At 35.7% G+C, this 24647-nt stretch carries 23 protein-coding genes and 3 tRNA genes; 21 read left to right on the forward strand and 5 right to left on the reverse strand.

What is annotated here, in order from left to right; genetic code table 11:
* Positions 1-229: 229 nt before the first annotated feature.
* The 8 genes from DLD54_RS01995 to DLD54_RS02030 all read left to right on the forward strand — a co-directional run bounded on the left by DLD54_RS01995 (position 230) and on the right by DLD54_RS02030 (position 7689).
* Positions 230-1084: a zinc ribbon domain-containing protein gene (locus DLD54_RS01995; RefSeq protein ID WP_158593312.1), complete on the forward strand. Its 855-nt coding sequence runs from the start codon at positions 230-232 to the stop codon at positions 1082-1084.
* 14 nt (positions 1085-1098) lie between these two features.
* Positions 1099-2499, forward strand: a complete 1401-nt coding sequence (locus tag DLD54_RS02000; RefSeq protein ID WP_109918059.1) for a zinc ribbon domain-containing protein — start codon at positions 1099-1101, stop codon at positions 2497-2499.
* Between the two features lie 163 nt (positions 2500-2662).
* A complete protein-coding gene (locus DLD54_RS02005) occupies positions 2663-2989 on the forward strand; it encodes a hypothetical protein (RefSeq protein WP_109918060.1) in 327 nt (108 codons plus the stop codon).
* A gap of 316 nt (positions 2990-3305) precedes the next feature.
* Positions 3306-4235, forward strand: coding sequence for a phosphate/phosphite/phosphonate ABC transporter substrate-binding protein (locus tag DLD54_RS02010; protein WP_046326770.1), 930 nt, complete (start codon positions 3306-3308; stop codon positions 4233-4235).
* A gap of 170 nt (positions 4236-4405) precedes the next feature.
* Positions 4406-4834 (forward strand): galactose-6-phosphate isomerase subunit LacA, encoded by a 429-nt coding sequence (gene lacA, locus DLD54_RS02015; protein ID WP_109918061.1) that lies wholly within the window; start codon positions 4406-4408, stop codon positions 4832-4834.
* A gap of 10 nt (positions 4835-4844) precedes the next feature.
* On the forward strand, positions 4845-5420 hold the full coding sequence (lacB, locus tag DLD54_RS02020) for a galactose-6-phosphate isomerase subunit LacB (RefSeq protein ID WP_109918062.1): 576 nt from the start codon (positions 4845-4847) through the stop codon (positions 5418-5420).
* Positions 5421-5592: 172 nt separating this feature from the next.
* A complete protein-coding gene (locus DLD54_RS02025) occupies positions 5593-6672 on the forward strand; it encodes an AEC family transporter (protein WP_109918063.1) in 1080 nt (359 codons plus the stop codon).
* Positions 6673-6690: 18 nt separating this feature from the next.
* The gene (locus tag DLD54_RS02030) at positions 6691-7689 is read left to right on the forward strand and encodes an NAD(P)-dependent oxidoreductase (RefSeq protein WP_109918064.1); all 999 of its coding nucleotides are present in this window, start codon (positions 6691-6693) and stop codon (positions 7687-7689) included.
* 43 nt (positions 7690-7732) lie between these two features.
* On the opposite strand, the gene DLD54_RS02035 is transcribed toward DLD54_RS02030, so the two are convergent.
* From DLD54_RS02035 to DLD54_RS02050, 4 genes are all read right to left on the reverse strand, one after another.
* On the reverse strand, positions 7733-8419 hold the full coding sequence (locus DLD54_RS02035; RefSeq protein WP_109918065.1) for a response regulator: 687 nt from the start codon (positions 8417-8419) through the stop codon (positions 7733-7735).
* A 1-nt stretch (position 8420) separates the two neighbouring features.
* The gene (locus DLD54_RS02040) at positions 8421-10016 is read right to left on the reverse strand and encodes an ATP-binding protein (RefSeq protein WP_109918066.1); all 1596 of its coding nucleotides are present in this window, start codon (positions 10014-10016) and stop codon (positions 8421-8423) included.
* A gap of 140 nt (positions 10017-10156) precedes the next feature.
* A complete protein-coding gene (locus tag DLD54_RS02045) occupies positions 10157-10447 on the reverse strand; it encodes a PTS sugar transporter subunit IIB (RefSeq protein ID WP_046326777.1) in 291 nt (96 codons plus the stop codon).
* A gap of 27 nt (positions 10448-10474) precedes the next feature.
* Entirely contained in the window at positions 10475-10942 is a 468-nt protein-coding gene (locus tag DLD54_RS02050; protein WP_109918067.1) for a PTS sugar transporter subunit IIA, read from the reverse strand.
* A 205-nt stretch (positions 10943-11147) separates the two neighbouring features.
* On the opposite strand from DLD54_RS02050, the gene DLD54_RS02055 reads away from it, so the two are divergent.
* The 12 genes from DLD54_RS02055 (at position 11148) to DLD54_RS02115 (ending at position 21174) form a co-directional block, all read left to right on the forward strand.
* Positions 11148-11906, forward strand: coding sequence for a DeoR/GlpR family DNA-binding transcription regulator (locus DLD54_RS02055; RefSeq protein ID WP_046326779.1), 759 nt, complete (start codon positions 11148-11150; stop codon positions 11904-11906).
* A gap of 9 nt (positions 11907-11915) precedes the next feature.
* Complete coding sequence (locus DLD54_RS02060; protein WP_109918068.1) at positions 11916-13271, forward strand: PTS galactitol transporter subunit IIC; 1356 nt, start codon at positions 11916-11918, stop codon at positions 13269-13271.
* Between the two features lie 25 nt (positions 13272-13296).
* Positions 13297-14106, forward strand: a complete 810-nt coding sequence (locus DLD54_RS02065) for an SDR family oxidoreductase (RefSeq protein WP_046326781.1) — start codon at positions 13297-13299, stop codon at positions 14104-14106.
* A gap of 84 nt (positions 14107-14190) precedes the next feature.
* A complete protein-coding gene (locus DLD54_RS02070) occupies positions 14191-15186 on the forward strand; it encodes a tagatose 1,6-diphosphate aldolase (RefSeq protein ID WP_109918069.1) in 996 nt (331 codons plus the stop codon).
* A 792-nt stretch (positions 15187-15978) separates the two neighbouring features.
* The gene (gene apf, locus DLD54_RS02080) at positions 15979-16650 is read left to right on the forward strand and encodes an aggregation-promoting factor (protein WP_109918071.1); all 672 of its coding nucleotides are present in this window, start codon (positions 15979-15981) and stop codon (positions 16648-16650) included.
* Positions 16651-16880: 230 nt separating this feature from the next.
* The gene (locus DLD54_RS02085) at positions 16881-17939 is read left to right on the forward strand and encodes an SEC10/PgrA surface exclusion domain-containing protein (protein WP_109918072.1); all 1059 of its coding nucleotides are present in this window, start codon (positions 16881-16883) and stop codon (positions 17937-17939) included.
* Between the two features lie 67 nt (positions 17940-18006).
* Complete coding sequence (locus DLD54_RS02090; RefSeq protein WP_046326785.1) at positions 18007-18525, forward strand: GNAT family N-acetyltransferase; 519 nt, start codon at positions 18007-18009, stop codon at positions 18523-18525.
* Positions 18526-18610: 85 nt separating this feature from the next.
* Positions 18611-18682: transfer RNA gene (locus DLD54_RS02095), tRNA-Gln, on the forward strand.
* A gap of 209 nt (positions 18683-18891) precedes the next feature.
* Positions 18892-19596: a glycerophosphodiester phosphodiesterase family protein gene (locus tag DLD54_RS02100; RefSeq protein WP_038521465.1), complete on the forward strand. Its 705-nt coding sequence runs from the start codon at positions 18892-18894 to the stop codon at positions 19594-19596.
* 172 nt (positions 19597-19768) lie between these two features.
* Complete coding sequence (locus DLD54_RS02105) at positions 19769-20950, forward strand: aminotransferase class I/II-fold pyridoxal phosphate-dependent enzyme (RefSeq protein ID WP_109918073.1); 1182 nt, start codon at positions 19769-19771, stop codon at positions 20948-20950.
* 63 nt (positions 20951-21013) lie between these two features.
* Positions 21014-21095, forward strand: a tRNA-Tyr gene (locus tag DLD54_RS02110).
* Between the two features lie 7 nt (positions 21096-21102).
* Positions 21103-21174: transfer RNA gene (locus DLD54_RS02115), tRNA-Gln, on the forward strand.
* 40 nt (positions 21175-21214) lie between these two features.
* Here the strand turns inward: DLD54_RS02115 and DLD54_RS02120 are convergent.
* Positions 21215-23044 (reverse strand): BspA family leucine-rich repeat surface protein, encoded by a 1830-nt coding sequence (locus tag DLD54_RS02120; protein ID WP_158593313.1) that lies wholly within the window; start codon positions 23042-23044, stop codon positions 21215-21217.
* A 430-nt stretch (positions 23045-23474) separates the two neighbouring features.
* Here DLD54_RS02120 and DLD54_RS02125 point away from each other — a divergent pair, with 430 nt between their 5' ends.
* Complete coding sequence (locus DLD54_RS02125; protein WP_109918075.1) at positions 23475-24590, forward strand: hypothetical protein; 1116 nt, start codon at positions 23475-23477, stop codon at positions 24588-24590.
* Positions 24591-24647 lie beyond the last annotated feature (57 nt).

Raw genomic sequence — 24647 nt, forward strand, 5'->3', positions numbered from 1 at the left:
TGTATTAATGTAGTAATTGCAATCTTATTTGACAGTGTTTATAAATAATTTTAAACTTAACGAGTATTCTGCTTTTTTAGTAATATTTAAAAATTATTAACTAGGTTGAAATAAAAAAGTGTTAATGAGCTATTTCTAGATTTTTAAGCTAAGATCATGTTTTTAAATAGTGGTATAAATAAATTAGTAAATAAATATAGAAGTTAGTAGATTTATGAAGGAGTTATCTATGAAAAAATGTCCTCAGTGTGGCGCCATGATGGAAAAAGATGTTAATTTTTGTACGTCATGTGGTTATGATTTACGCAATGTTGATGTTCAAAAAGAAAAAACAGTGTCTGCTGCTGATTTAGTGCAAAATACTGCAAAAACAGGACCCCAACAGACTGAACCAGAAGTTCAAAATGTCAATACACCGAACAAAACGGAAGGACAATTTCAAAATTACTGGCAATGGTGTGTTGATTCTTGGCGTAATCCGGGGACTAGCAATCCGAATGTAGCTAGTTGGTATGGTTGGCTAACGATTTTAATTAAAGACGCTCTAATCGTTTTAGGTCTGTATTTTTGTGCCAACACTATTATTAATACGTTAATTGATTGGGCTAATCATAGAGGCAGCAACATTAGCGGCTGGGAAAATTTTCATGTCCCGTTTAACATCATGCTTGAAATATTTGTGGTTGTAGTCATTTTTGAAGCAGTAGTAATTGGTGGCTTTTATGCTGGCTACAGATATATTTATGACAGAAAGCTCAGCTTTTTAGAGTTTGTTAACCGTAGTGCCCATGCTTGCAATTTAAACCTAATTTTGGCTGCAGCATTCTTTTTATTAATGATTCTGGGACTTAACAGTATTAAATTTGTCGTTGTTTTATTTTTGGTTATGTTAGGCTTATTTATCGCAAGTCAACACGTTATCTTGTTTGGTGATGATGGAGCGGTTCGCGATAAAATTTATGGGTTTTTAATCGCGTTTGCTATTATATTTTTATGTTTGATGATCTTAGATTCAGTTATTTATAGCTCTATGATTCATTCAATCATTAACCAAATAATGGCAACGCAAAATGGATCAATGTAGATAGTGTGAATAAGATGAGTGAATCTAAATTTTGTCCTAATTGTGGTAAGCAGGTAAAACCTGATGCCGAATTTTGTCCTAATTGTGGTCAGAAACTCTCTCCTGCAAGGCCCAGCAGAAAAGAATATCGTTCTAACCAGACTAACACTTCGGTTCAACCAGTCGCTAGTCAGCAGAAGGTTGTAACAAGAACTGTCCATCAGCCGATGAAAAAAAGAAATAAAATTTTGTTAATCTGTTTAGGAATTTTGGTTGTGGCTTTTGCTGCTTTTTATGCTTGGGGTTCTAATCATTACCAGAGAAATAATCAGATTAGTCAGATTGCAGCGAGTCTAAAAAACCCGCATGCTGATTTAGCTCCATATGTGGTTTCTGAAAATCCAAATGCTAGTGTAACCACAGCGGCTTTAAAACCCACTCAGGAATATTATGCTGATCATTATGTTGAAGCTGACAAGATGGCTGAAGCTTTTAAATATGGTAATCAATATGAAAATGTTAGTTTGGTCCAAAATGGTCGCTATTTACTCTTATTCCCTAAATATTGCTTACAGTTAAAAACATATTCACCGCAAATAAGAACAAATCATGCTAATTCGACAATTTATATTAATAACAAAAAGTTTGGTGGAGTTGATGGCAGTGGCGAAGATTATTATAAAAAGGTCACACCGTTATTTCCTGGTAAATACCATATTGAAGTAAAATCAACTGCATCAGGTCATCAGTTATCGGCTGATAAGAGTACTAATATTTTTTCCAATAAAGAAATTGATATGAATATCAAAACGGTCAATTTTACGATTAAAAGTATTCCTGCAGCTGCAGTTTATATTAATGATAAAAATGTGGGTAATCTTGATAAAAAAGGAAATAAAGTATTTAAGGATTATCCGGTAACTGATGATATGAAAATTTATGTGGTTACTAAAGTTGATGGCAAAACCATTAAATCCGAAACCGTTGATTATGATGAAATGGGTTTTGAAGATGATGATGACAGTAGCAGTAATGTAATTAAGCCAGAATGGCCAGGTCTAATTAGCAAAGATGATGCTGAGGATATTTTAGAAAATGACTTTAATTCTCCAGAGGAAGATGACTTTATCGGTGGTGCAGAAAATAAAGGCTACCAAGAATTACATTCTCAAAACTCTGGCTTTAATAATGACGATGACATTAATGACTATAATATGGAATGTTCTGTAGTTTCGATTACACCTGCACCTAACAACTGTAGTAGCGTAACCTATAAGATTACTTACACTTTTGAGCATGATGATTTTGAACATAAGCAAGTCATGTTGTATACTGGTGGACTTTTTAAACAAACAGGTGATAGCGATGACGGCAGTCAAAAAATCAAATCAATTGGTAATGGCAAAATAATCAGTGATAAAAAATACGATAATTAGGAATATTTGTCAAAAAGCAAGTTTATTAATACTTGCTTTTTTATAAAAAATAAAGCTGTCTATATTTTTACCCTCTAGTTGAATAAATGGTGCTATGATAACAGTAACAAGATGATAATCATATTATTTACAAAGCAATTGTTACTGCTAGGAGGTATTTTTTATGAAATGGCCGCTAAAAATATATGAATGGACAAATAAACTTTTTCCAACTACCAATAAATATTTTAAAGGAGAAACTGTTTTTTGGAGCTCTACTTACTTGATTACGCTTAAAGGTGGTCTAGTACTAGATGTTAATGATTACCCAGCTTTAAAGAAATTAGGTTATTGGGTTAAAAGTGCTGACCGCAAAAATCTCAAAGTTTGGTCACATTTGTCCCAGCCGGAAGTAGAGCGGAAATTTACTGCAATTACGGGATTAACACCGGACCAATATGATATTGGTTCTATTGCGGGCTTATGGCAACTATGGCCTAAAGTTAGCTAATAATAATGATCTGGAACCACTCTCTTATAGAGAGTGGTTTTAGTATGCATAAAAACAATTAAATTTCCTAATGCAAAACAACTATTATCATTAATAAAATTGTGCTAGTATTTTAATAGATTAAGAAAGAGAGGTAAATTATCATATGTATAAATCAATTCAAATTACTGAATCAGATTTTATGCTTAATTTGCTTTTTTCTTATCTCTTTAAATTGTTGTTGCTGTTTTTTAATAAGATCAATAAGGGGCTTAGCATTACATCTATGATATGTTGAGCCTTTTTGATTGCTATATTTCCAATGTGGGAGGAAATTATGCCAAAATTTAAAAAATTTTTAGTCGGTGCAGTTGCTGTTTTAGGGGCTGCTTTTCTGGCTGGATGTTCAAATTCAACTAAAAAACAAAGCGATAGTGGAACACCCAAATCTTTAAACGTACAGTTCGTACCCAGTGTTTCTGCTAACAAGCTAGAGGGCAAAGCCAAGCCACTAGAAAAAATGCTGTCTAAAAGGCTCGGAATCCCGGTTCACGTTTCTGTTTCAACAGATAATAATGCTGTGGTAGAAGCGATGAAGTCTAAAAAAGTAGATGTGGGTTTCTTACCAGGCGACGCCTATGTGCAAGCTCATAAACAACATGCAGCTGACGTCTTATTGCAGTCAGAACGTTACGGACTGAAAGCTCCGAGTGGTACTTGGACTAAAAAGTTAGTTCATACAATGCGTTCAGAGATTTTGGTCAGAAAGGGTTCAGGTATTAAGAGCTGGAAAGATCTGAAAGGCAAGTCAATTTCCATTCAAGGTCCTACTTCGACTACGGGCTATATTTTCCCAGTAGCTGAATTAAAGCAAAAAGGGTTAGATGTTCCGCGCAGCTGTAAGTTAGTTACCGTTACCGGTCATGACCAAGGTGTACTCAACGTTTTAAATAAGGATACCGATGCTGCCTTTGTCTTTGAAGATGCGCGCAATAACGTCATCAAGGATAATCCTAAAATTAAATCGCAGGTTGTCCCAATTTACTACAGCCGTCCCATCCCTAATGATACGATTTCAGTAGTTCCCAGCATGTCTAAAGCGTTTAGAGAAAAATTAGCCAAGGCCTTTATTGCTATTGGCAAGTCGAAAAGCGGCAGAAAAGTGATTGAAAATGTCTATGACCATGAAGGATATGTCAGGGCGAAAGACAGTGACTATGATATCGTACGCAAGTACCAAAAGATTGCTGAAGCAATCAAAAAATAACAATCTATTATCAAACTAATTCTTTAATGCACCACTTCTGATAAATTTAAATTTATCTCAAAGGGTGCATTTTTTAAAAAAAGCAAAATTTCTTTTGCTAAAGAGCACTTTTTCCATTTAAATAATAGTATCAATGTTAATAAATACTCACTTTGAAAGGAGACTTGATTATGAAAGTTGTCATTGGCAGTGACAAAGATGGTTTTGCCCTAAAGGAAAAAGTAAAACATTACCTAAAAGAACATGACTATGAAGTTTTAGACGTTACACCAGAGCCCGCTGTGGACTTTGTCGAATCTAGCCTAAAGGTAACACGTAAAGTTTTGGAAAATAGAATAGAAAAGGCTATCATGTTCGACGAGTATGGAGTTGGGTCAGCAATGGCTTCGAATAAGGTCAAGGGCATGATCACGGCAAACTTAAATGAAGAGAGAACCGCACACATGACCGCCATGCACAATGGTGCCAAGGCTATTGCTCTTGGCAGTGGCATTGTCGGAGAAAAGTTGGCCTATTCAATTGTGCAGCACTATTTAGATGCTAAGTATGCAGGTGGCCGTCATCAAATACGTCTGAATATGCTTGAAGAAATGATTTAAGGGGGATCTCATGTTAGATAACGATAGACCGCAACCGGAATTTGTTGATCCTAAGGTCGATAAGCACACTGTTGTAGCTTTAGGAAATGATCACGTTGTTACTGCCGTAAAAATGGCTATTTCTGATCACTTAAAAGAAAATGGCTATCAGGTAATTGATGAGGGTACCCACGATAATACCAGGACGCATTATCCTATTTATGGTAAAAGAGTAGCAGAAGATGTTGCTTCTGGTCGTGCTGACTTCGGTATTGTGTTGTGTGGTACCGGCATAGGTATTTCAACGGCTGCTGACAAAAACGAAGGAGTCCGTGCTGCGATGGTCGGGGATGTTACTCAGGCTAAATACGCCCGTCGTGAACTAAATGCTAACGTACTGGGTTTTGGCGGTATTGTACTGGGACGCGATTTTATTTTTGATATTGTAGATGCTTTTTTAAATACAAGTTATCACGCTACCAGTAAGAATAAGCAGTTAATTACAAAAATTGATCAGATTGCGCAGCCAAATCCTGAACAAAAAGATAATGAACACTTTTTTGACGCTGAAAACAAGAAGTGGGCTGAAGGCAAATATCATGACTAGAAAAATTTAAGGATAAAAGTATGACATAAAATGTAAAAAGCCGTTAGGTAAAAAATTGCGGCTTTTTTATTTACATAAGTTACAAAAGGTTACTTTAGTTTGTTAAAGTTACTAACTTCACAAATAAGTAGTATTATTAATGTGAAAAGAATAACTAACAGGAGGAAATAAAATGAATATTGCGCAAGCAATCAAAGTAACTTTTTCAAATGTTGCGATTGTCAGTTCAATAACATCAACAATTTTCATTATTCTATTGGGCTTTTACCTGCGTAAACGCGGTATTTTTACTGAAAAATTCGGTAAAATTTTGTCCAAGATAGTTTTGACGGTTGCATTACCAGCTTTGGCTTTTAACTCATTTATGCAACCGATTAGTAATGAAACTTTATCACAAGGGATGAACGTTTTAATCTGGGGAATTGTAATTTATATCATTTTGATATTCTTAACCCCATTGTCCTATGTTAAATACCCTCAAGATAAAAGAGATGTTTTAGCCGTACTAACTACATTTGGTTCAACTACTTTCTTTGGTATTCCAATTGTAGGGGCTGTTTTCGGTCCTAAGGGTATCATGTACAGCTCCATCTTTAACATCGGTTACCGTATCTTCTTATATTCGTATGCGTATATAAAGATGTCTGGATTAAAGATGAAGGCCAGCAACTTAAAGAAGATGTTTGTTAACCCAGTCGTAATTGCTACATTCTTGGGTTTGATTTTATGGTTGTGCCAAAATTACGTACCGCAAGTAGCTGTTAAACAAGCAGTTAACGGCGTAATTGATGCCAATGCACCAATAGTTCACGTTGCGTTTTACCGTATTGATCAAACCGCAATTTGGCTATATAAACCGATGCAATACTTAGCAAATCTGGCTTCACCTCTGGCTTGGTTATCAATCGGTTCAACTTTAGGCTCAACCTCATTCAAAGAAGCTGCTGCCAACAAGACTTCTTGGTACTACAGCTTTAACAAGGTTATACTAGTGCCAATCTTGAACTTACTGCTTTTGGTTATTTTAACTGTAACTAATATTTTACCTGTCAGCTACATTGCGTTAGGAACAATTATTATCATGATGGCTACCCCAACTGCAGCTGTTGCATCATCTTATGCTATCAGCTTTGATCGTGAGCCGGTGCTATCTTCTGATGCATCATTTATTTCAACAATTATGGCGGTTATTGCCATGCCAATATGGATCGCTTTTCTGGGTGTTCTGAGCCAGATGGGTATATTTCACTAATTAGGAGGGAAATTCTATATGTTTAAAATAGTAGCCTACGGCGTTCGCAAAAATGAAGTAGATTATTTTAAGAAATTAAATAAATATAATTATGATTTACAACTTGAATCTGACATGTTAACCCATGATAATGTTGAAACGGCCAAGGGGGCTGATGCGGTTTTACTCAGAGCCAATTGTGTGGGTGATGAAACCAACTTGGCCAAATTCCATGAGTGGGGCATTAAATATGTTTTCACAAGAACAGTAGGTTATAACCATATTGATCTCAAGGCAGCTAAAAAATATGATATGAAAGTTGCCCGCGTTCCTGCTTATTCACCATACGCAGTGGCCGAATTAGCTATGACTTTAGGAATGATGCTCTTTAGACATACTGCCTTAGCTACCAGCTTGACTAATAAAGGAGACTTTTCAGTTTCGACAGCTACTTTTTCAGGGGAAGTTCATTCAAGTACAGTAGGTATCATTGGTACTGGTAGAATTGGTGCTACCGAAGCACAACTATATCATGGTATGGGGACCAATGTTTTGGGCTATGATCCTTATCCGAGTGACTTTGCCAAGCAATATGTTAAGTTTGTAAGTCAAGACGAATTATTAGCGCAATCAGACATTGTTTCAATTCACGTACCGTATTTCCCAGGACAAAATGACAATTTAATAGATGCGACTTTTCTAAGTAAAATGAAGAAAAATGCTGTTCTGGTTAATACAGCCAGATCACAACTGGCAGATTACCCTGCTGTGATTAAGGCAATTAAAGATGGTCAAATTGCCGGCTTTGCAAGTGACGTGCTACCTGATGAAGAAGAAGTATTGGGACATAATTTTAATGGTAACATCACAAATGATTTGACTAGACAATTAACAGAATTATATCCTAAAGTTCTATTAACCCCTCATATTGGCTCATACACCAGTCCAGCTTTAACAGACATGATTAACGTCAGTTATGAAAACTTCCACCAAGTTTTGGAAACAGGTCATACTGATAATGATGTCAAACTTGACTAAAGTTTATCTAATTAAAAACAAGCTACATTAGTAGCTTGTTTTTTTATTTATTCAATTTGTAGATTTTAATTGGACGACCAATTTTTAAATAGTGTACTTTGGCAGAAAGTTTGCCGGTTTTTTCCAGATAATCCAAGTATTTCTTAGTAGTAATGCGTGATAATTTTGATTGTCGTGCTACATCTTGATTGGAAAATTCGCCGGCAAGTTTAGAAATAGCAGCTTCAATTTTGGTTAAAGAAAAGTCCGAAAGTCCTTTAGGCAAACCATTATCATTATTTGAGTTATTAATATCTTGAGTGATAAAAATGCGATCTAGTTCACCTTGTGATACCACATTGTCTTTTTGCAACAATTCGTTATATTTTAGAAAATGTTCAATTGCTTCTTTAAAACGTTTAAAAGAAAAAGGTTTAAGTAAGTAATCCAAAATACCATATTTTAAAGCTATATTGATATTTGAGCTGTCTTTGGCGGCAGAAAGCATAATGACATTGGGGTGGAGATTGTGCTTAATAAATTGTTTCAACAGTTCGGTACCGGAAGTTTTAGGGAGATAAACATCAAGCAATATCAGGTCAGGACTGATTTTTTTAGTAATTGCCAATGCCTTTTGGGCCGTATCAGCTTGATAAACAGTCAAGTTTTCCGGCTTAATAATTCTCGTTAAATATTGTTTGTTAATTGAGCTGACCATTGGGTCATCTTCAACTATTAAAATTGTTAACATTTTATTCCTTTTCGCTTTTTTCCTGCAAAGGTAATTCTATATAAAAATTGCTGCCATGAGGCTTACAAGATGAAACTACAAGATGACCACTATAGGATTTAATGATTTGCTGCACCAGTATAAGTCCATAGCCGTGATCTTTACCCTTAGTTGAATACTTCTGTTTAAACAAATGCTTTTTGACTTCGCTTGAAATGCCAGTGCCGGTATCTGTAACTTCAATAATCAAAACGGAACTTTCGCTGTCAAAATTAATTGTTAAGGTAATTTTGCCACTATCTTTAATTGCCGCGAGCGAGTTGTCAATGAGGTTGCCTAGTATTTTAATCAGGTCCAAATTCAGTTGCTCAGTAACAATCTTTTGCGGTAAGTTGGAGTCTGGCGTAATTTCCAAGCTGATTCTCTGCTCTTGTGCCTGGTTCATTTTCCCAGTCAAGAAGCCAACGAGTGCAGGAGATTCGAGTTGCTTATTCAATTGGCCAAATTCTTGCTGGTAATTTTGATTTATTTGCGCGATGAATGAGTTAACTTGATCATACTGTTTTAATTCAATCATGCCATAAATTGCCTGCAATTTATTTAGAAATTCGTGTGACTGTGCCCGCAGTGACTGAATGTATTGCTGACTGCCTGCAAGCTGCTCGGATAGTTTCTGATATTTGGATTGATCCTGCAGTAAAGCTACTTGACCAAAAATCTGCTTATGGTATACCAGCTGGCTGACTGAAACAATATATTCTTTAGCATTGATCAAGACCAGTTCATTTGTCTTAGGCAATTGCTGGTTATCTGCAAATAATAAATCATTTAAATTTTTATCCAGAGACTTTCCTACTATTAGAGCAGGAAAAGTTTTCTTGGCCAAGTGATTAGCCGTAATTAAAATTTTTTGATTATTAACCACGATAAGCGCTTCATCAATACTATCATTAATAGCATATAATTCTGTGAGCTTAAATGCAATTTCATTTGGCTCCATGTCGAACAGCGTTTTTTTAATGTGCCTTGCTATTAATAACGCCAGCAGTATGCCAATTATTAGGGCAACCAAAGAGCCAATCACAACAGATCTTTGAGCAACTCGAATAACTTTACTGATTGATTTGTCAGTTAAGCCGACACAAACAATTCCGATTTGCTTTTCTTGCGCAAAAATTGGACGAAAAATACGGTAGCCGGTTCCCAAAACACCCATACGGTGTGAATAATGCGCCTTACCGGAACTTGATTTTTGAGCATCAGAAGGCGAACTAAATTTTTTGCCGATATGATTTTCAGCAGGGTGGGAATAACGGACGTAGTTATTGTCAAGTACCACAATAAAGTCTACTTTAGTCTCTTTTTTTACTTGGTCAGCATATTTTTGGATCGAGTTATCTTTTGTCGGTTTGACTCTTTTTCTTAAAGCAGTTTGTACCTGCTGATTATTGGCGACAATTTTAGCCACACTATTAATTTCTTCTTTGATGATTTGCTTTTGGTTTTGCGCTACTTGATATGATGTGATGGTGCCAGCAGTTAAAATAAAAACAATAGTGGTAAAAAAAACCAGAAAAATAGTTTTTGACTGTAGCGTAAAACGTGTTTTTTTGAACATATATCTTCCTTTGTTTTTGCAATTATATTTAATTGTAATATAAATTCTTAAATTAAGATTTTTAAAATAAAAAACATAAAAATAAGTGATTTTGCTAATTGGTAAAATCACTTATTTAATTAAAGAAAGAATGTGTATTGTTATTGCAAATGCAAAGCACTGATAACTTGATCAACTGTATTATCCATATTAATGCCGGTGAGAAAAGCTAAGCCGTTAATGACCGGAGTACCTACGTCTTCAGTATACTTTGCAGTAGTGACGATTAAATCATAGTCATTTGCTTGACTACGTAATTGGGGAATTGAAGTCTGTGAAAAGCTCACTTTATCACTACCAAACCCCCGTTTTTTCAATTCTTCTTCCAATTTGTTGCGTGCAACTGTTGAAGTGGCTATCCCAGAACCACAAGCTACTAAAATCTTTTTCATAATTCTATTCCTTTCTCTGACTAAATATTAAATGTGAACTTCTTGAAAAATTTGGTTTAAATCAGCAAATAATTCTTCTGCTGTAGTGTATTTCATGAGTTCTTTGAGATGTTCCGCATCTTGCACAATGCCCATGATCTTTTGCAACATTGATAACTGTCCTTTTGGCTCTGCAATTGCCATCATAATAACAATGGAAACTGGTAAAGTGCTTTTTGGTTCTCCCATATTATGAAAGTCTACGGGCTCTTTTAATGTCATTACAGCTAAAGTAGATGTTATTACATGTTCTGAATCTGCGTGAGGAATAGCAACGTTAATTTTACCGGTTGGCAAACCCGTAGGAAAGATCTTTTCCCTTGCTAGCACAGCATCTTTATATGTAGAACGAGCATAACCGGCATTTTCAACCTCTAATGCCAGAAAAGACAACGCATCATGATCATTTTTAAATTTTTTATTTGGAAAAACAAGATTTTTATGAATTATTTCCAATATAATCATCTCCATTAGCTTAAATATTTTTATAAAAACTGAAGTAGTCTTAAAATAGAATAGCGCTTTCATTAGATATTTGCAATACTTTTAGACAAAAAAATTGTCATATTTTATTTTTTGCAAAATATTTTTGTCAAAAGTATTGCAATTGTACTTAATCAGTCTTATATTAAATTCGAAGCGAAAAAAAAGGAGTGTAAATTTGGACGCAACAAAACGTAGAATGAAAATTTTAGATATGTTTCAATCACAAAATACTCTAAAAATTTCTTTTATATCCAAAAAGTTAAATGTTTCCAGGGAAACCATTCGAGGCGATTTATCAGTATTACAAGATCAAGGCAAAGTAACTTTGATCCGTGGTGGTGCTATCTTAATTGTTTCAAAAGATGAAACCCCTTACGAAAAAAGATTAGACTTTATGGTCGCAGAAAAAAACGAAATTGCTGAGTCATTTTGTAATTGTATTAAAGAAGGGGATACGATTTATTTGGACTTCGGTACCACGTCCTTGTTCGTAGCTCAGAAACTTCATAGGTTTAAAAAACTGACAGTTGTAACTAATTCGCTTCCTATCATCAATGAGCTCTATAAAGATGATAATATTGCACTCTTTGTATTAGGGGGGAGAGCTAGGAAAAATGAAGGGTCTTTTGTAGGCGAAATCGCTCATGAATATTTAGATTCATTAAACATCAATATTGGTTTCTTTAGTGGTGGCGGTTTTGATACAAAGGTAGGACTTTCAAACTTTAGTATAGATGAGTCTAAATTATCAAGAATCTTTGTAAAGAAGTGCTTGAAAGTAGCAGTTGGGGTTGATCATTCAAAATTTAATCAGATTTATACCCAAAATGTTGCCAGCATAGAAGATATTGATATTTTAATTTCAGATACGATTGATAGAAAAATATATAAAAAACTGGAAGATAAAATTCCAGAAGTTATCTCAAGAAAATGAGGTGTTTAAATGCAAGTTTTACAATATATAGTTAACTTAGGTGCCTCAGTTATGATACCAATTGTGATCTTTATCATTGGTGTCATTTTCCGCGCAGGTGTGGGTAAATCCCTCAAAGCCGCTCTTTCAATCGGTGTCGGTTTTACAGGAATAAACTTGGTAATTCAACTGCTTACCAATAACTTGGGTAAAGCAGCCGAAGCAATGGCTAAGAACTTTCACTTAGGCCTAGACGTCGTTGACGTTGGCTGGCCAGGAACATCACCTTTAGCGTGGGCATCAGAACTAGGATTAATAGCAATTGTAGTTTCAATTATCGTTAATGTAATTATGCTGCTGACTAAGATGACAAAAGTTGTTAATGTCGACATTTGGAATATTTGGCATATGGCTTTTACTGGCTGTATTGTACAAGTTGTTACAGGCAGCTACTGGCTGGCAATTATCGCCATCATAATTCATTCGGCCATTGTTTTTAAACTGGGTGATATTTTTACGCCAGTTACAGATAATTATTTTGGCTTAAACGGTATCTCAATCCCTCATGGCGATTCAGCAATCATGGGAGTATTTGCTAAGCCAATTGATGATTTAATTGACCACATTCCAGGATTAAATAAAATAGATATTTCTTTTGAAACTATTGAAAAGAGATTTGGAGTTTTTGGTCAACCATCAATTTTAGGTGCCTTTTTAGGATTAATAATCGGTCTATTAGCAGGACAAGGAATTGGTAAAGCTTTAACTTTGGCCATTCAAATGGCGAGTGTCATGGTTTTGATGCCAGTGGTTGTGAAATACATTATGGAAGGTTTAATTCCAATTTCAGACGCTGCCAAAAAAATTATGGATAAGCACTTTAAAAACGCTAATTTCACAATTGGTATGGATCCAGCCTTGTTACTAGGTGATTCCAACGTAATTGCGACCAGTTTATTGCTAATTCCGATTACACTCCTTTTAGCGATGATCATCCCTGGCAACCGCATTTTACCATTTGGTGATTTGGCTACTATTGGATTCTTTGTTGCTATTGCGGCAGGTATTCATAAAGGTAACATTTTTAGAACATTGATTTCAGGTACTGCTATTATGACCATGACGATCTGGATTTCTAACCAAACTTGGAAGTATCAAGTTAAGCTAGGTCGCTCTGTTGGTTTGTTAGCAGCAAATAAGAAAGTCGGCTCATTAGACCAAGGTGGTAATCCTATTACCTATATCTTGGCTAAGGGTCTTTCAAAGGAATTCAGCATTGGGTTGCTTATTATTTTTGTCCTTTGGGTAAGCGCTTTCGTTTATACCTATATCAGCTACAAAAAGAAATCATTGTACAAGATTGATTCAGTCGAAGAAAAAAATTAGAACAAAATAGAACAAGAGGTTAGTAATGTTGCACGAGAATGATTGGTTAAATATTAAGAATAAGGTCTTTATCGTAACCGGCGGCTCTTCAGGAATAGGGAGCGCGATTGTAGATGAACTGCTTGATGATGGAGCTAAGGTTGTCAATGCTGATTTAAATGATGACAAACGTGAAGCACCAAATTATTTATGGGTTAAAACAGATGTCACCAGTAAAGAAGATACAGAAAATGTCGTTAAAACAGCAATTGATCACTTCGGTCAGTTGGATGGATTAGTGAATAACGCTGGTATTAACATCCCTCGTATTCTGGTTGATCCCAAAGATCCAGACGGTAAATATGTAATCAATGAAAACAATTATGACAAGATGTTTGATGTTAATGTTAAAAGTGTTTTCTTAATGTCTTCTGCAGTTGCTAAAATTCTTGTTAAACAAAAACATGGTGTAATTGTTAATATGTCCTCTGAATCAGGCTTGGAAGGCTCACAGGGTGCTGGAATTTATTCTGGAACCAAGGGAGCAATCAATGGTTTTACCAGAGCTTGGGCTAAAGAATTAGGTCAATACAATGTCCGCGTAATCGGTGTTGCACCAGGTGTACTGGAAGCAACTGGACTAAGAACCCTATCTTATGAAGAAGGCTTAGCATATTCTAGACATGAAACTGTTGAGCAATTACGTGCTGGCTACGCCAACACTTCAACAATTCCTTTAGGTAGGAGTGGCAAATTATCTGAAGTTGCCAATCTTGTTGTCTTTTTCCTTTCAGACAGATCAAGTTATATGACCGGACAGACTGTTAATGTGTCTGGCGGTAAATCAAGAGGATAAACTTTTAAATTTGTATTTCATTTTTAATCTTTTCACTCGTCGTTTTAAAGATGAAAAGAAAAATGATATTGAAGGAGAGATATAATGAGAACAATTTCTGCAGCAGTTGCTGAACACATGGCAAAATTGTCAACGGCTGACGGCATCATCAGCGCCTTGGCAATTGATCAACGTGGCTCTTTGAAAAAAATGCTGGCTGATGCTGCTAATAAGCCTGCTGACGAAACAACGATTGTTGATTTTAAAAAAGCAGTTTCCAGTGAACTGACTCCTTATGCTTCAGCCATTTTGACTGATCCTGAATATGGCTTACCGGCAACCAAAGTCAGAGATCAAGCTTGCGGCTTGCTGCTTTCTTATGAAAAAACTGGTTATGATACGACAGAACCGGGCAGAATGCCTGACCTAATTGCTAACCAGTCTGGATTAAGAATTAAAAATGAAGGTGGCGATGCCATTAAGTTTTTGGTTTACTATGATCCCGATGAAGGACAGGAAATTAATGATAAGAAGCAGGCTTTTGTTGAAAGAGTTGGTGCAGAAGCTCAAGCTAATGAACTACCATTCTTTTTAGAAGTTTTAACTTATGACGCAAATATTGCCGACGCTAAAAGCGAGGAGTTTGCAAAAGTTAAGGCTGATAAAGTGCTTAAAACAATGAAAGAATTTTCCAAACCCCAATACGGTGTAACTGTCTTAAAGGTTGAAATTCCTTTCAACATTAAGTTTGTTGCCGGCTTTAATGGGGACAACAACGTTGTTTACACTCAAGAAGAAGCTAAGGTTTTGCTAAAGAAGCAGTCTGAAATAACTGATTTACCATATATTTTCCTGTCTGCTGGTGTAACCAGTGAAGAATTTATCGCTGAAATCAAAATGGCTGAAGAAGCTGGTGCTGATTTTAACGGTGTTCTTTGCGGGCGAGCTACTTGGAAACCCGCAATCAAACCTTTTGCGGCTGAAAGTGAAGCAGCAGGTAGAAAATGGTTATCTACTCAAGGTAAAGAAAATATCGAAAGCTTGAATGAGGCTCTTAAAAAGGCTAAGTCCTGGCAGGAAAAGTTAAAAATTGCTAAGTGATTTTTAGATTAAAAGAAAACTTTCTACACTGTAATTAGATGTAGAAAGTTTTTTTATTTAATATGATAATTTTCAAAATAAGACCAATATTTTTGTTTCCGAACTAGTTTTGTCGACCGAGTGCCGCCCAAATGAGGTAATTGCTGTTTAATTCCGTTCATCATTTTGTTTAAAAATAAAAAAGCGGCATTTGCATACTGTAGTTTAATTCATGAATTCTTCTCATTCAGATATTCAAATCAAACAAAAACAGAGGGCAAATTGCTGCCTTCTGTGATCAGTGTATTTTAATCTGCTATTTTTTTAGCGTTTTCCATTGCTTTCATAATTGCAGGATTTTTGGAATGACAATCCTTAATCATTTGCAAGTCTTCTTCATCTAAAATAACTTCGTATTTGCTCATTGTGTTTTTCCTTTCTGCCAAATCTAAATTTTACTATAACACTTTATTGGGTAAACGAGTAAAACTAGTCAAAGTTTTTCATTTGTGTTGCAAAATTAGTTTTGTTCAGCTATGTTTGCACATTGCAAACGGGTGTTCTTGCTATTAGCAATTCAAGTTTAATCCCTTGCTGCTGCAGCGTTTTCAAGCACTAAATTTAGAATAAATTTGTGTTACAAGTGTGACATTTTGAGTGGCAGAGGTAATTAATTCTTAAAAGTTGAGTGATATTCCTGTTATGGTTCTGCAACTTTAACGTTGTACTATATAAACCATCAAATTGAATAATACTTTGCTATTTTTGATTTGAAAAAATTGTTAAGGATTTTTATTTAAGGAGAGAATTTTTTTGAAGGTAAAATCTATCTTAGTTAAATCAGCAGCAGTAGCAGCATTATCTGCTTCAGGAGTTGCGATCATGAGCAAAGCTAATACTAGCGATGTTCAAGCAGCTACTGTAGAAAATGATGCAGCAGTTGTGACTGTAAACTACGTTGATGGCAATTCAATTCGTGTTTGGGACAGTTACAAACATCCTGAAGCTACTGGGCAAATTTTACCAAGTAATTCTTCTTGGAAAGTCATTAAAACTGCTTATGACAAGAAGGGTCACAAGTGGTATGACCTAGGCAAGAATCAATGGGTTAGAGCTAAATATGTTAATAAAGGCTACTACCCAGCAAATGAATCTCAAAATACAGCAGCTGCAACCGGCAGCGTAACGCAAAACAGTACAGTTGCTGCTAATAATGATTCTACAAATTATAATAATGTAAATTACACTGCTGCTGCTTCTGATACAGAAGCAGGGGCTAAGGCATGGATTGCAAATCGTGAATCCGGTGGCTCATACAGTGCACAAAATGGACAGTACATTGGTAAATACCAACTTTCTGCTTCATACCTTAATGGTGACTACTCAGCTGCTAACCAAGAACGTGTTGCTAACAATTACGTTGCGACTCGTTATGGTTCATGGGCAGCTGCTAAACAATTTTGGCAAGCTAATGGTTGGTACTAATTAGCTGGCTGTTAAAAATAAAGATTGATATCAGCAGACGCTCGTGAATTAGCGTCTGCTTTTTATTTTCTAGTTACTTAGTTTTATTTTTACCAATTTAGTAAATTAACTAATATTTCAAGTTGTTTTTTGAATTGAAAAAATAATTTAATTGGAATTCTCTAGTAATAAGTTTAGAATTAAATTTATACCAAAAAGAGCCAATATAAGAGTAACTCTCGAGGAAGATTATGAAGAAAAGCAAACTTGCTATTGCCGTCGTTAATATTATTTTTTTAATCACAATTCCAGGATTGACTTTAGGTGAACCTGAACAAGCAGCAGCAGCTACTATAAAAGGTTACGTTAAAGTAAAAAAGAAGAAAAAAGTACGACTTTATAAGTTATCTGGTAAGCATTCCAACTTTTATGCGCAATCTAAATACCGCTATCCCTATAGCGCAAAGAAAAAGATTGGCAAGAAAAAGAAAATGGCTTATAAAATTGGCAACAATTCCCATTGGATTCTGGCTAAAGATGTCAAAGTCATTAAAAAGAGTACCAAACGTGTTTATACCAAAGCAAAGATGGTGCTGCCAAGCGGCTATACTAAAACTGAACTGTTATCTGCCTATCAGGGCAAACCAAGTAAAAGTTTTATTGATGCATCAATGCAGGGGATGAAGATCAATGATTTTAGCCGTCTAAAAGTATCTGAAAGTAAAGCTGATGATGAAACCCAAGTAGATTTAGGTCAGCTAACCCCACAGCAGATTGGTGATCTAACAGCTTTTTCTTTAAGACTGATCAATGAAGCTAGAAATGATTTAAGCCTAGCTCCGTGGGTTGCAAGTGGCGGAACAGGTAAGTTAGCCGCTGACATTGCGCTAGAGTACAGTAAAAACAATAAGACCATTAAAGACAGCCACTATGTTCCCGGAATTGTTCGTGCATGCAATGCTAACGGCTTAAAACTTGATGACAACTTTGTTGAAGATATGGCTGGGTTTTATAATCCTAATTCGACAATGACTATGACAGAACTAAAAAAGAGTATCTATTTTGGTTTAAAACAAATGATTTTTGGTTATGTCGGCAGTGGCGAAGAAGAAAGTGCCGACCGGAATTATTATCAGGAATGGGAGCACGCTGGCGATTTGTTTAATACTCAAGGATCGTTGCATGATGGCGACTACAATTATTATGGCTTTAGTATCTCTCATAATGATAATATTTGTTCTTTGCACTTTATCAGCGTTCCCACATACATTGTAAAAAGTAAAAAATACAACTCTGGGTTTGAGCCTTAAAAAGAGCAGCCTTGTTGACGGGCTGCTCTTGCTTTCACTTATAAGTTTGACAAGATAGGATATGAAAATGTTAGTATACATTCGTTTAGCCAAAAAAGAAGATCTGGATCAGGTCATGACAATCATTGATGAAGCAAAGAAGCTATTAAAAAAAGACGGCATTCCTCAGTGGCAAAGTGGCAGTCCCAATCGGGAAATGCTTACTGAAGATATAGCTAAAGAGCGTGCTTATTGCCTTGTAGCAGATCAAACCATAGCGGGAGTGGCAGTTTTACTGACAACACCTGATCCCAACTATGCACAAATAGACGGTTCTTGGGCAAATACTAGTGAACAATATGCCACCATTCATCGGATTGCAATAAGCACAGAATTTCGCGGACAGCACCTGAGTCAATTTATGATGTCAAATTTAATTTCTCGTGGTCTAATGTTGGGCATCAAGAACTTCCGTATTGATACCCACGCACTTAATCAGCGCATGCAGGGCCTGATTAAAAGTCAAGGGTTTAATTACCGGGGGATAGTTCAGGTTGATCAGACTGAAAACAGTGCCAGAAACGCCTATGAGCTCAATTTATCATAAGAAAAATATTTTTTTGCTTGACTTGCAGGACACAATTTCCTATACTATTTAATGTTGAGCAAGCAAGTAAAAGCTCAAATGGCATTGGGTTATAGCCAAGCGGTAAGGCACTAGTTTTTGGTACTAGTATGCGCTGGTTCGAATCCAGCTAACCCAATTGTTCTTACGAACACCCAACCCGAAAAAGAAGCAGTTTTAAATAGACTGCTTCTTTTTTTGCCTGTTTAATTCCAGTAAAACTTGAAGAAAATAAATTACAATTATTTAGCTTTTGCTATTTAAATTTTATATGAATGGGTTTATTATATTTTCTGTGCTTTGTTTGTAATGTTTATATTCAAAATGAGGTAAAACAAACATAAAAATATGAATAGCGGTAACAACAAAACAATTGTATTTGGCCATAGGGGTTATCCCGCTAAATTTGCTGAGAATTCAATGGAAGGTTTTCGTAACGCAGTTGAAAACGGGGCTGAAGGGATTGAATTTGACGTTCATTTAACTAAAGACAGTGTACCAGTAGTTATGCATGATGAAAAGGTTGATCGTACAACTGATGGTAGCGGCTATATTAAGGACTACACTCTTCAAGAGTTGAGAAAGTTGCATCTAGCAAATGGTGAGCGGGTACCAGAACTGAAAGAATTATTTGCGTTACTCGAAAATCGCGATCTTCAGATTAATTTAGAGCTTAAAACAAATACTATTCATTATCCTGGAATTGAAAAAATCGTTTTAAGTCTCGCACAGAACTATCATTTTATTCATCCCATTATTTACTCGTCATTCGATTATGTTACTTTAAAAAATTGTCAGGAGATTGACCCTAAGCAAATTTATTGTTACTTAACCGATGAGGATGTAACTAATTCGGCTAAACTAGTTAAAGATAATCATTTTGCTGGTATTCATCCGGGAAAGTTTTTGCCGGCGACTGAAGCAATAACTGAGCGTATTTGGACGGTAGATGATCCCCAAACTGCCAAAAAATATTTTCAGGAACATGTTGCAGGTATTTTTACCAACAATTATCCTGCGATGATTAAACTAAGAGACCAAATACAAGGCTAAGATAATCTGCATTTTAACAGACACCTTTAATTTTTGAATTAAATGTGTTTTTTAATTAAAACGATTTTGTTTTATACCAATTGTATGAGCCGGAAATTAGAAAAATATTGTAGAAAAATAATTTTATTAAAGGTATAATTTAGATAATTAAAAAGAAAGTTTGGTGAAAGATATGGCAAAATTAATTAAATATGTCCGCAAGGGACTAGCTGAAACCCCTTCTAGCCCAATCTTAAAATTTTCAGATTACGCTAGTAAAATCCCTGATGTAGTTAAATTTACTCTCGGAGAACCCGATTTTAATACTCCTGACCATATTAAGGAGGCTGCTAAGAGAAGTATTGATGAAAATCATTCTCACTATGCTCCTTCAAATGGAACAATGAGCTTACGCAAAGCCGCTAGTCAGTTTTTGAGTAAAAAATACGATCAAAATTATGATCCGGAAACTGAGGTACTAGTTACTACCGGTGTGACTGAATCAATTTTTGATGCCGTTTTAGCAACTCTTAATTCTGGCGACGTGATGGTTGTACCCACGCCTATTTTTCCGCTCTATATGACGGATGAAAATATTATTAATGAGGGTATAGAAGTTGTTAAAGTTAACACATCTGATGACGGCTTTAAGTTGACGCCAGCAAAATTGCAAAAGGTAATTGATCAGTACGGAGACCGGGTGCGAATGCTGGTCATGAATTATCCGACTAACCCAACTGGGGTAATGTATAGTCAAGATGAATTGGACGCATTAGCAGATGTTATCCGCGACAAACCAATTTTTGCGCTATGTGATGAAATCTATAGTGAATTAAACTATGACCAGCCGCACGCATCAATGGAAAAATCATTGCATGACCAAGTTATTTTAATGAACGGCGTTTCCAAGTCATGGGCCATGACCGGTTACCGTATTGGGATTGTTTGTGCTCCAAAAGATATTTTGCAGCAAATTGCAAAAATTCACCAAGCAATTGCCACAACTGAACCAACACCAATGCAAGATGCAGCAGAAGAAGCCTTTAAGAACGGAATGGATGATGCACTGCCAATGAAAGAAGAATTTCAAAAGCGGCGCGATGTTCTATATGCCGGTTTAACTAAATTAGGCTTTGAATGTGCTAAACCCCAAGGCGCATTCTATATCTTTGCCAAAATACCAGAGGGCTTTGACCAAGATGATAATCAATTTATCTATGAACTGGTTGATAAAGCTCATGTAGCTGTTTCTGCAGGCTCTAGCTTTAGTGAGGGCGGACAAGGCTATATCAGATTTTCTTACGCTGTTGCTATGGATCAAATTAAAGAGGGATTGAAGCGATTAGAAAAGTTTGTTAAAGAAAATAAGAAATAATTTTTAAGCAAATTTTGCTTGCAATCACGTACGTTTTTCGGTATTATAATTAACGTGCGTGACGGAGGAGTAGCGAAGTGGCTAAACGCGGCGGTCTGTAAAACCGCTCTCTCTGAGTTCGGCGGTTCGAATCCACCCTCCTCCATTATCACTGGGTTATAGCCAAGCGGTAAGGCACTAGTTTTTGGTACTAGTATGCGCTGGTTCGAATCCAGCTAACCCAATAATCAAAAAGACGACTCGTACGAGTCGTCTTTTGTTACTTCAGGCTATGTTATTAACCTTAATATACTTATTCTTATCAATTACATAGTAGAACTTCTTTTTAATTTTGATCGGATTACCATAAACCCGAACTGATTTGCCTTTCTTTACCAGTAATTTACGAATTCTTTTGCCTTTTTTGTTATAAACGAATGAATTGTGTTTAATTTTTCTTTTCTTACCCTCAATGTCTTGTAAGTTGGCAAAAATATTTTTACCCAGTTTATAAAACTTTTGGTTATTAATAGTTTGTGTACCGAAAGTTTCAACAGTCATTCCCGGTTTAAGAATAAAGCCTTGAATTGGACTGCCTGTTTTATCATAAACCTGAATTGAGCAATAAATTGTACGTGGCGCCTTAACATTGTTGCTATCAACTGACTGCGGCTCTACCGTTTGCTTTTCATCTTTAGCTGGTATTGCGACCGGCTCATCTTCTGTGGCTTTGTTGCTATTTTGGACTTCACTAGCGGGAGCAGAAACAGGAGGGACATTAGTTGAAACACCTGTGGTGGTTCCGACTGAACCAGCGGCAGAATTATTGGACTCAAAATTGGAGCCCCCTTTATCAACAGGTAAGTGATTCTCACTAGTGGTGTGATCTAGATCAATTGAACCATTAGACCAAGTTATAGGCCGACTGACATAGGTTTCAGCTGGACAATTGACATCTTCTTTATCGTATAATTTTGCTAATTCTGCTACCGAAATTGCTTTTCCTGCAGGTTTAGCTATGCTGCCATTACTTACTGGGATAACCTTAGGCATTTTGAAAGTGGCAAAAGCTGCTGATTTCAGTCGATGCTTTCCGAGACTAAGAATAAAACCATTACTGTTATTGCCTAGTCCGTCTAACATGCTTGTCATTTCAAAAATGTTACCCGTATCCCAGTGGCTTAAGTTTAATTGCCTTAAATTAGGATCATTGAACATATAGCTCATATTAGTGACGTTATATGTTTGCCAAGAAGTAATATCATCTAAATCCGTAGCAGCTATCCCATTAAACATATAACTCATGTTTTTGACATTGCCGGTTTTCCAGTTAGCCAATTTTAGAGTTGTTAATGAAGTGTCACCCTCGAACATGTGACTGAAATCAAAGACACTGTCAGTCCTAAAATTATCTAAATTGACCTCAGTTAATTGAACATCATTTTTAAACATGCTGTTCATGTCCCTATTTGAGAGTGTATCCCATGAGCTCAAATCAAGCTGCTTGAGACTAACGTCATTAGCGAATAAACTGCTTAAATCACTGGCATTGCTGGCATCAACATTATCTAGACCGATAAAACCAATTAAATTCGGTAAATTAGCAAACTTGCTACTGGAATTACGTGCTAGGCCAGCTTTTAGATACTCGCCATAATCAGCCATCACTAATTCAAACTTAATATATTGAATATCGCTAGGACTAACTTTTTCACCTTCGTAATCATGATCTGCCAATATCTGGCTGATTGGTGTCGCTGACAAAACCCCACCTTTAATTGTTAAGGTCTTTGTGTCCTCGTTATAGGTCCAGTCACACTTGTTATCTTTACCGCGAGCGGTAAATTTTTCGTTTTGTGTGCTTTTGGTAACACTATTTTCAATTTCTGACTTAACAGTAATGTTATTTTTAAAACTGTTATTATTTTTGGTGTCAGAATTACTTACTGAAATGGGTGACGAGTTAACACTGGCATAGACCGCTTTTTCAGTAGTTACCATAGCTGAACCGATTAAAGCGCTTGCAATTAAACTATAAGAAAAAAACTTAACCCTGTTATTTTTTGAAAAATAATAGGCGTTATTTTTCCCCTCTCCATTATTAAACTTTAGCATAATTAAAACCTCTTTATGTAATTTATACATTTACCTTTACCATAGGGTATACAGCATTTTTTATGGTAGGTCAACTATTTATATCGAGGAATTAAATACTTTTTGTTATCTAAAAAAGCCAAAATAGTCATTACTATGCACGGTAATTTATTAGTTATTTATTTCACAAAATATAAAAAATGTTATTTATAAAAAATCGTATATAATTGGTCTGAACCAATGTTAATAAAGTAGTATTTATATGCAAAAACAATATTGTATATATTATTTTATGAAGTTAGCAAATTGTAGTTTGACAAATTCAATGGTTATTTTTAATTGCAATAGAGCTGTTATTTAGCTCAAAAATCAAATCGGTAAATTTTAACTATTTTTGCGCTAATCATAGTACAATAGATGCTAGCTTACTTTTAATTGAGAAGGGAAATTTATGTCAAGACTTGTGCGAGTGGGCGCTGGTGGCAAGGAAATCAGCTGGCACGATGCCTTAAAAGACTTGCGTGCAGATGATGTTCTCTTATTAGAGCCCGGATTTTATGAATTGCCTACAGGAATATATCTATCTGATATCACAATTAAAGGAACTGGCAATCTGCCTGAAGATACAACAATACTTGGTTATGTTAACGTTGATGCTGGCAGTCAGTTTATTAATTTAGAAAACTTATGTATTAATACGGTTGATGACGCTAATAGTTTGTTTTTGCCAGCAGAAGCAAACGCTTTTTTGTCATTGCGCAATTGTATAGTTAAAGGCTTCGGCAATGATACTGCTGTTATTGCAGCAAATGGTAAAGTCACTCTTGAATTATATTCAACTGTGATAATGAACGGTTCCGTTTCTTTATTTGCCGATGCAAATTTTCGCTTAGAGATGAACGATTCTACCATTAAAAATGTTACTAAAGATATCGGTGCTTTAGCTTTAGAAGGTCACGGTACCGCTATAGTTAATAATTCTCGCATTCAAGGTAGTATTGATACTTTTACAAAATCTAATGTAGAGCTTGATGTTAATAATTCTCAGGTCGACTCATTGCTGTTGCAGGGACAAGTTTGGCTGAACATGCTTAATAGCACGGTATTATCACAAGAAGATACTGGAATGTTTGTTACAGATGAGGCTTGGGTTAATATTATTGGCAGCGAAGCTAAAGGTGGTATTTATTTTGAAAAGAAGCCGCATGCTATTATTCAAAATAGTCGGCTTAATCGTTTAATTGCGACAGGAGAAGCTCAGCTTACACTTAATAATTCTGTGATTGTTAATCACGCTGATTTTCAGGATAAAGTTGATTGTAATTCTCGGCGGGTTACCTTCAATGGTGGTAATGAATATGAATATTTTTTAGCACTTAGTGATCATGCACAACTAGAAGGACATGACCTTATTTTTAACTCTAACGGAGCTAATTTAGCGGTAGAAAACAAGGCACAAATGCATGCGACTGTGATTGCGACGAGTGATAAATCAATTACTGTTGAATGTGGGCAAGATGCTGAATTTCGCCTGTGGGGAATGAAATGGACCACCAAAAAAAGTTAAAAGTAAATAGGTGAATGATAGCGCTTTATGCAAAATAGACCAATTTAGATTATAATA

Source organism: Lactobacillus helsingborgensis (genome assembly GCF_003173695.1).
Lineage (GTDB): Bacteria > Bacillota > Bacilli > Lactobacillales > Lactobacillaceae > Lactobacillus > Lactobacillus helsingborgensis.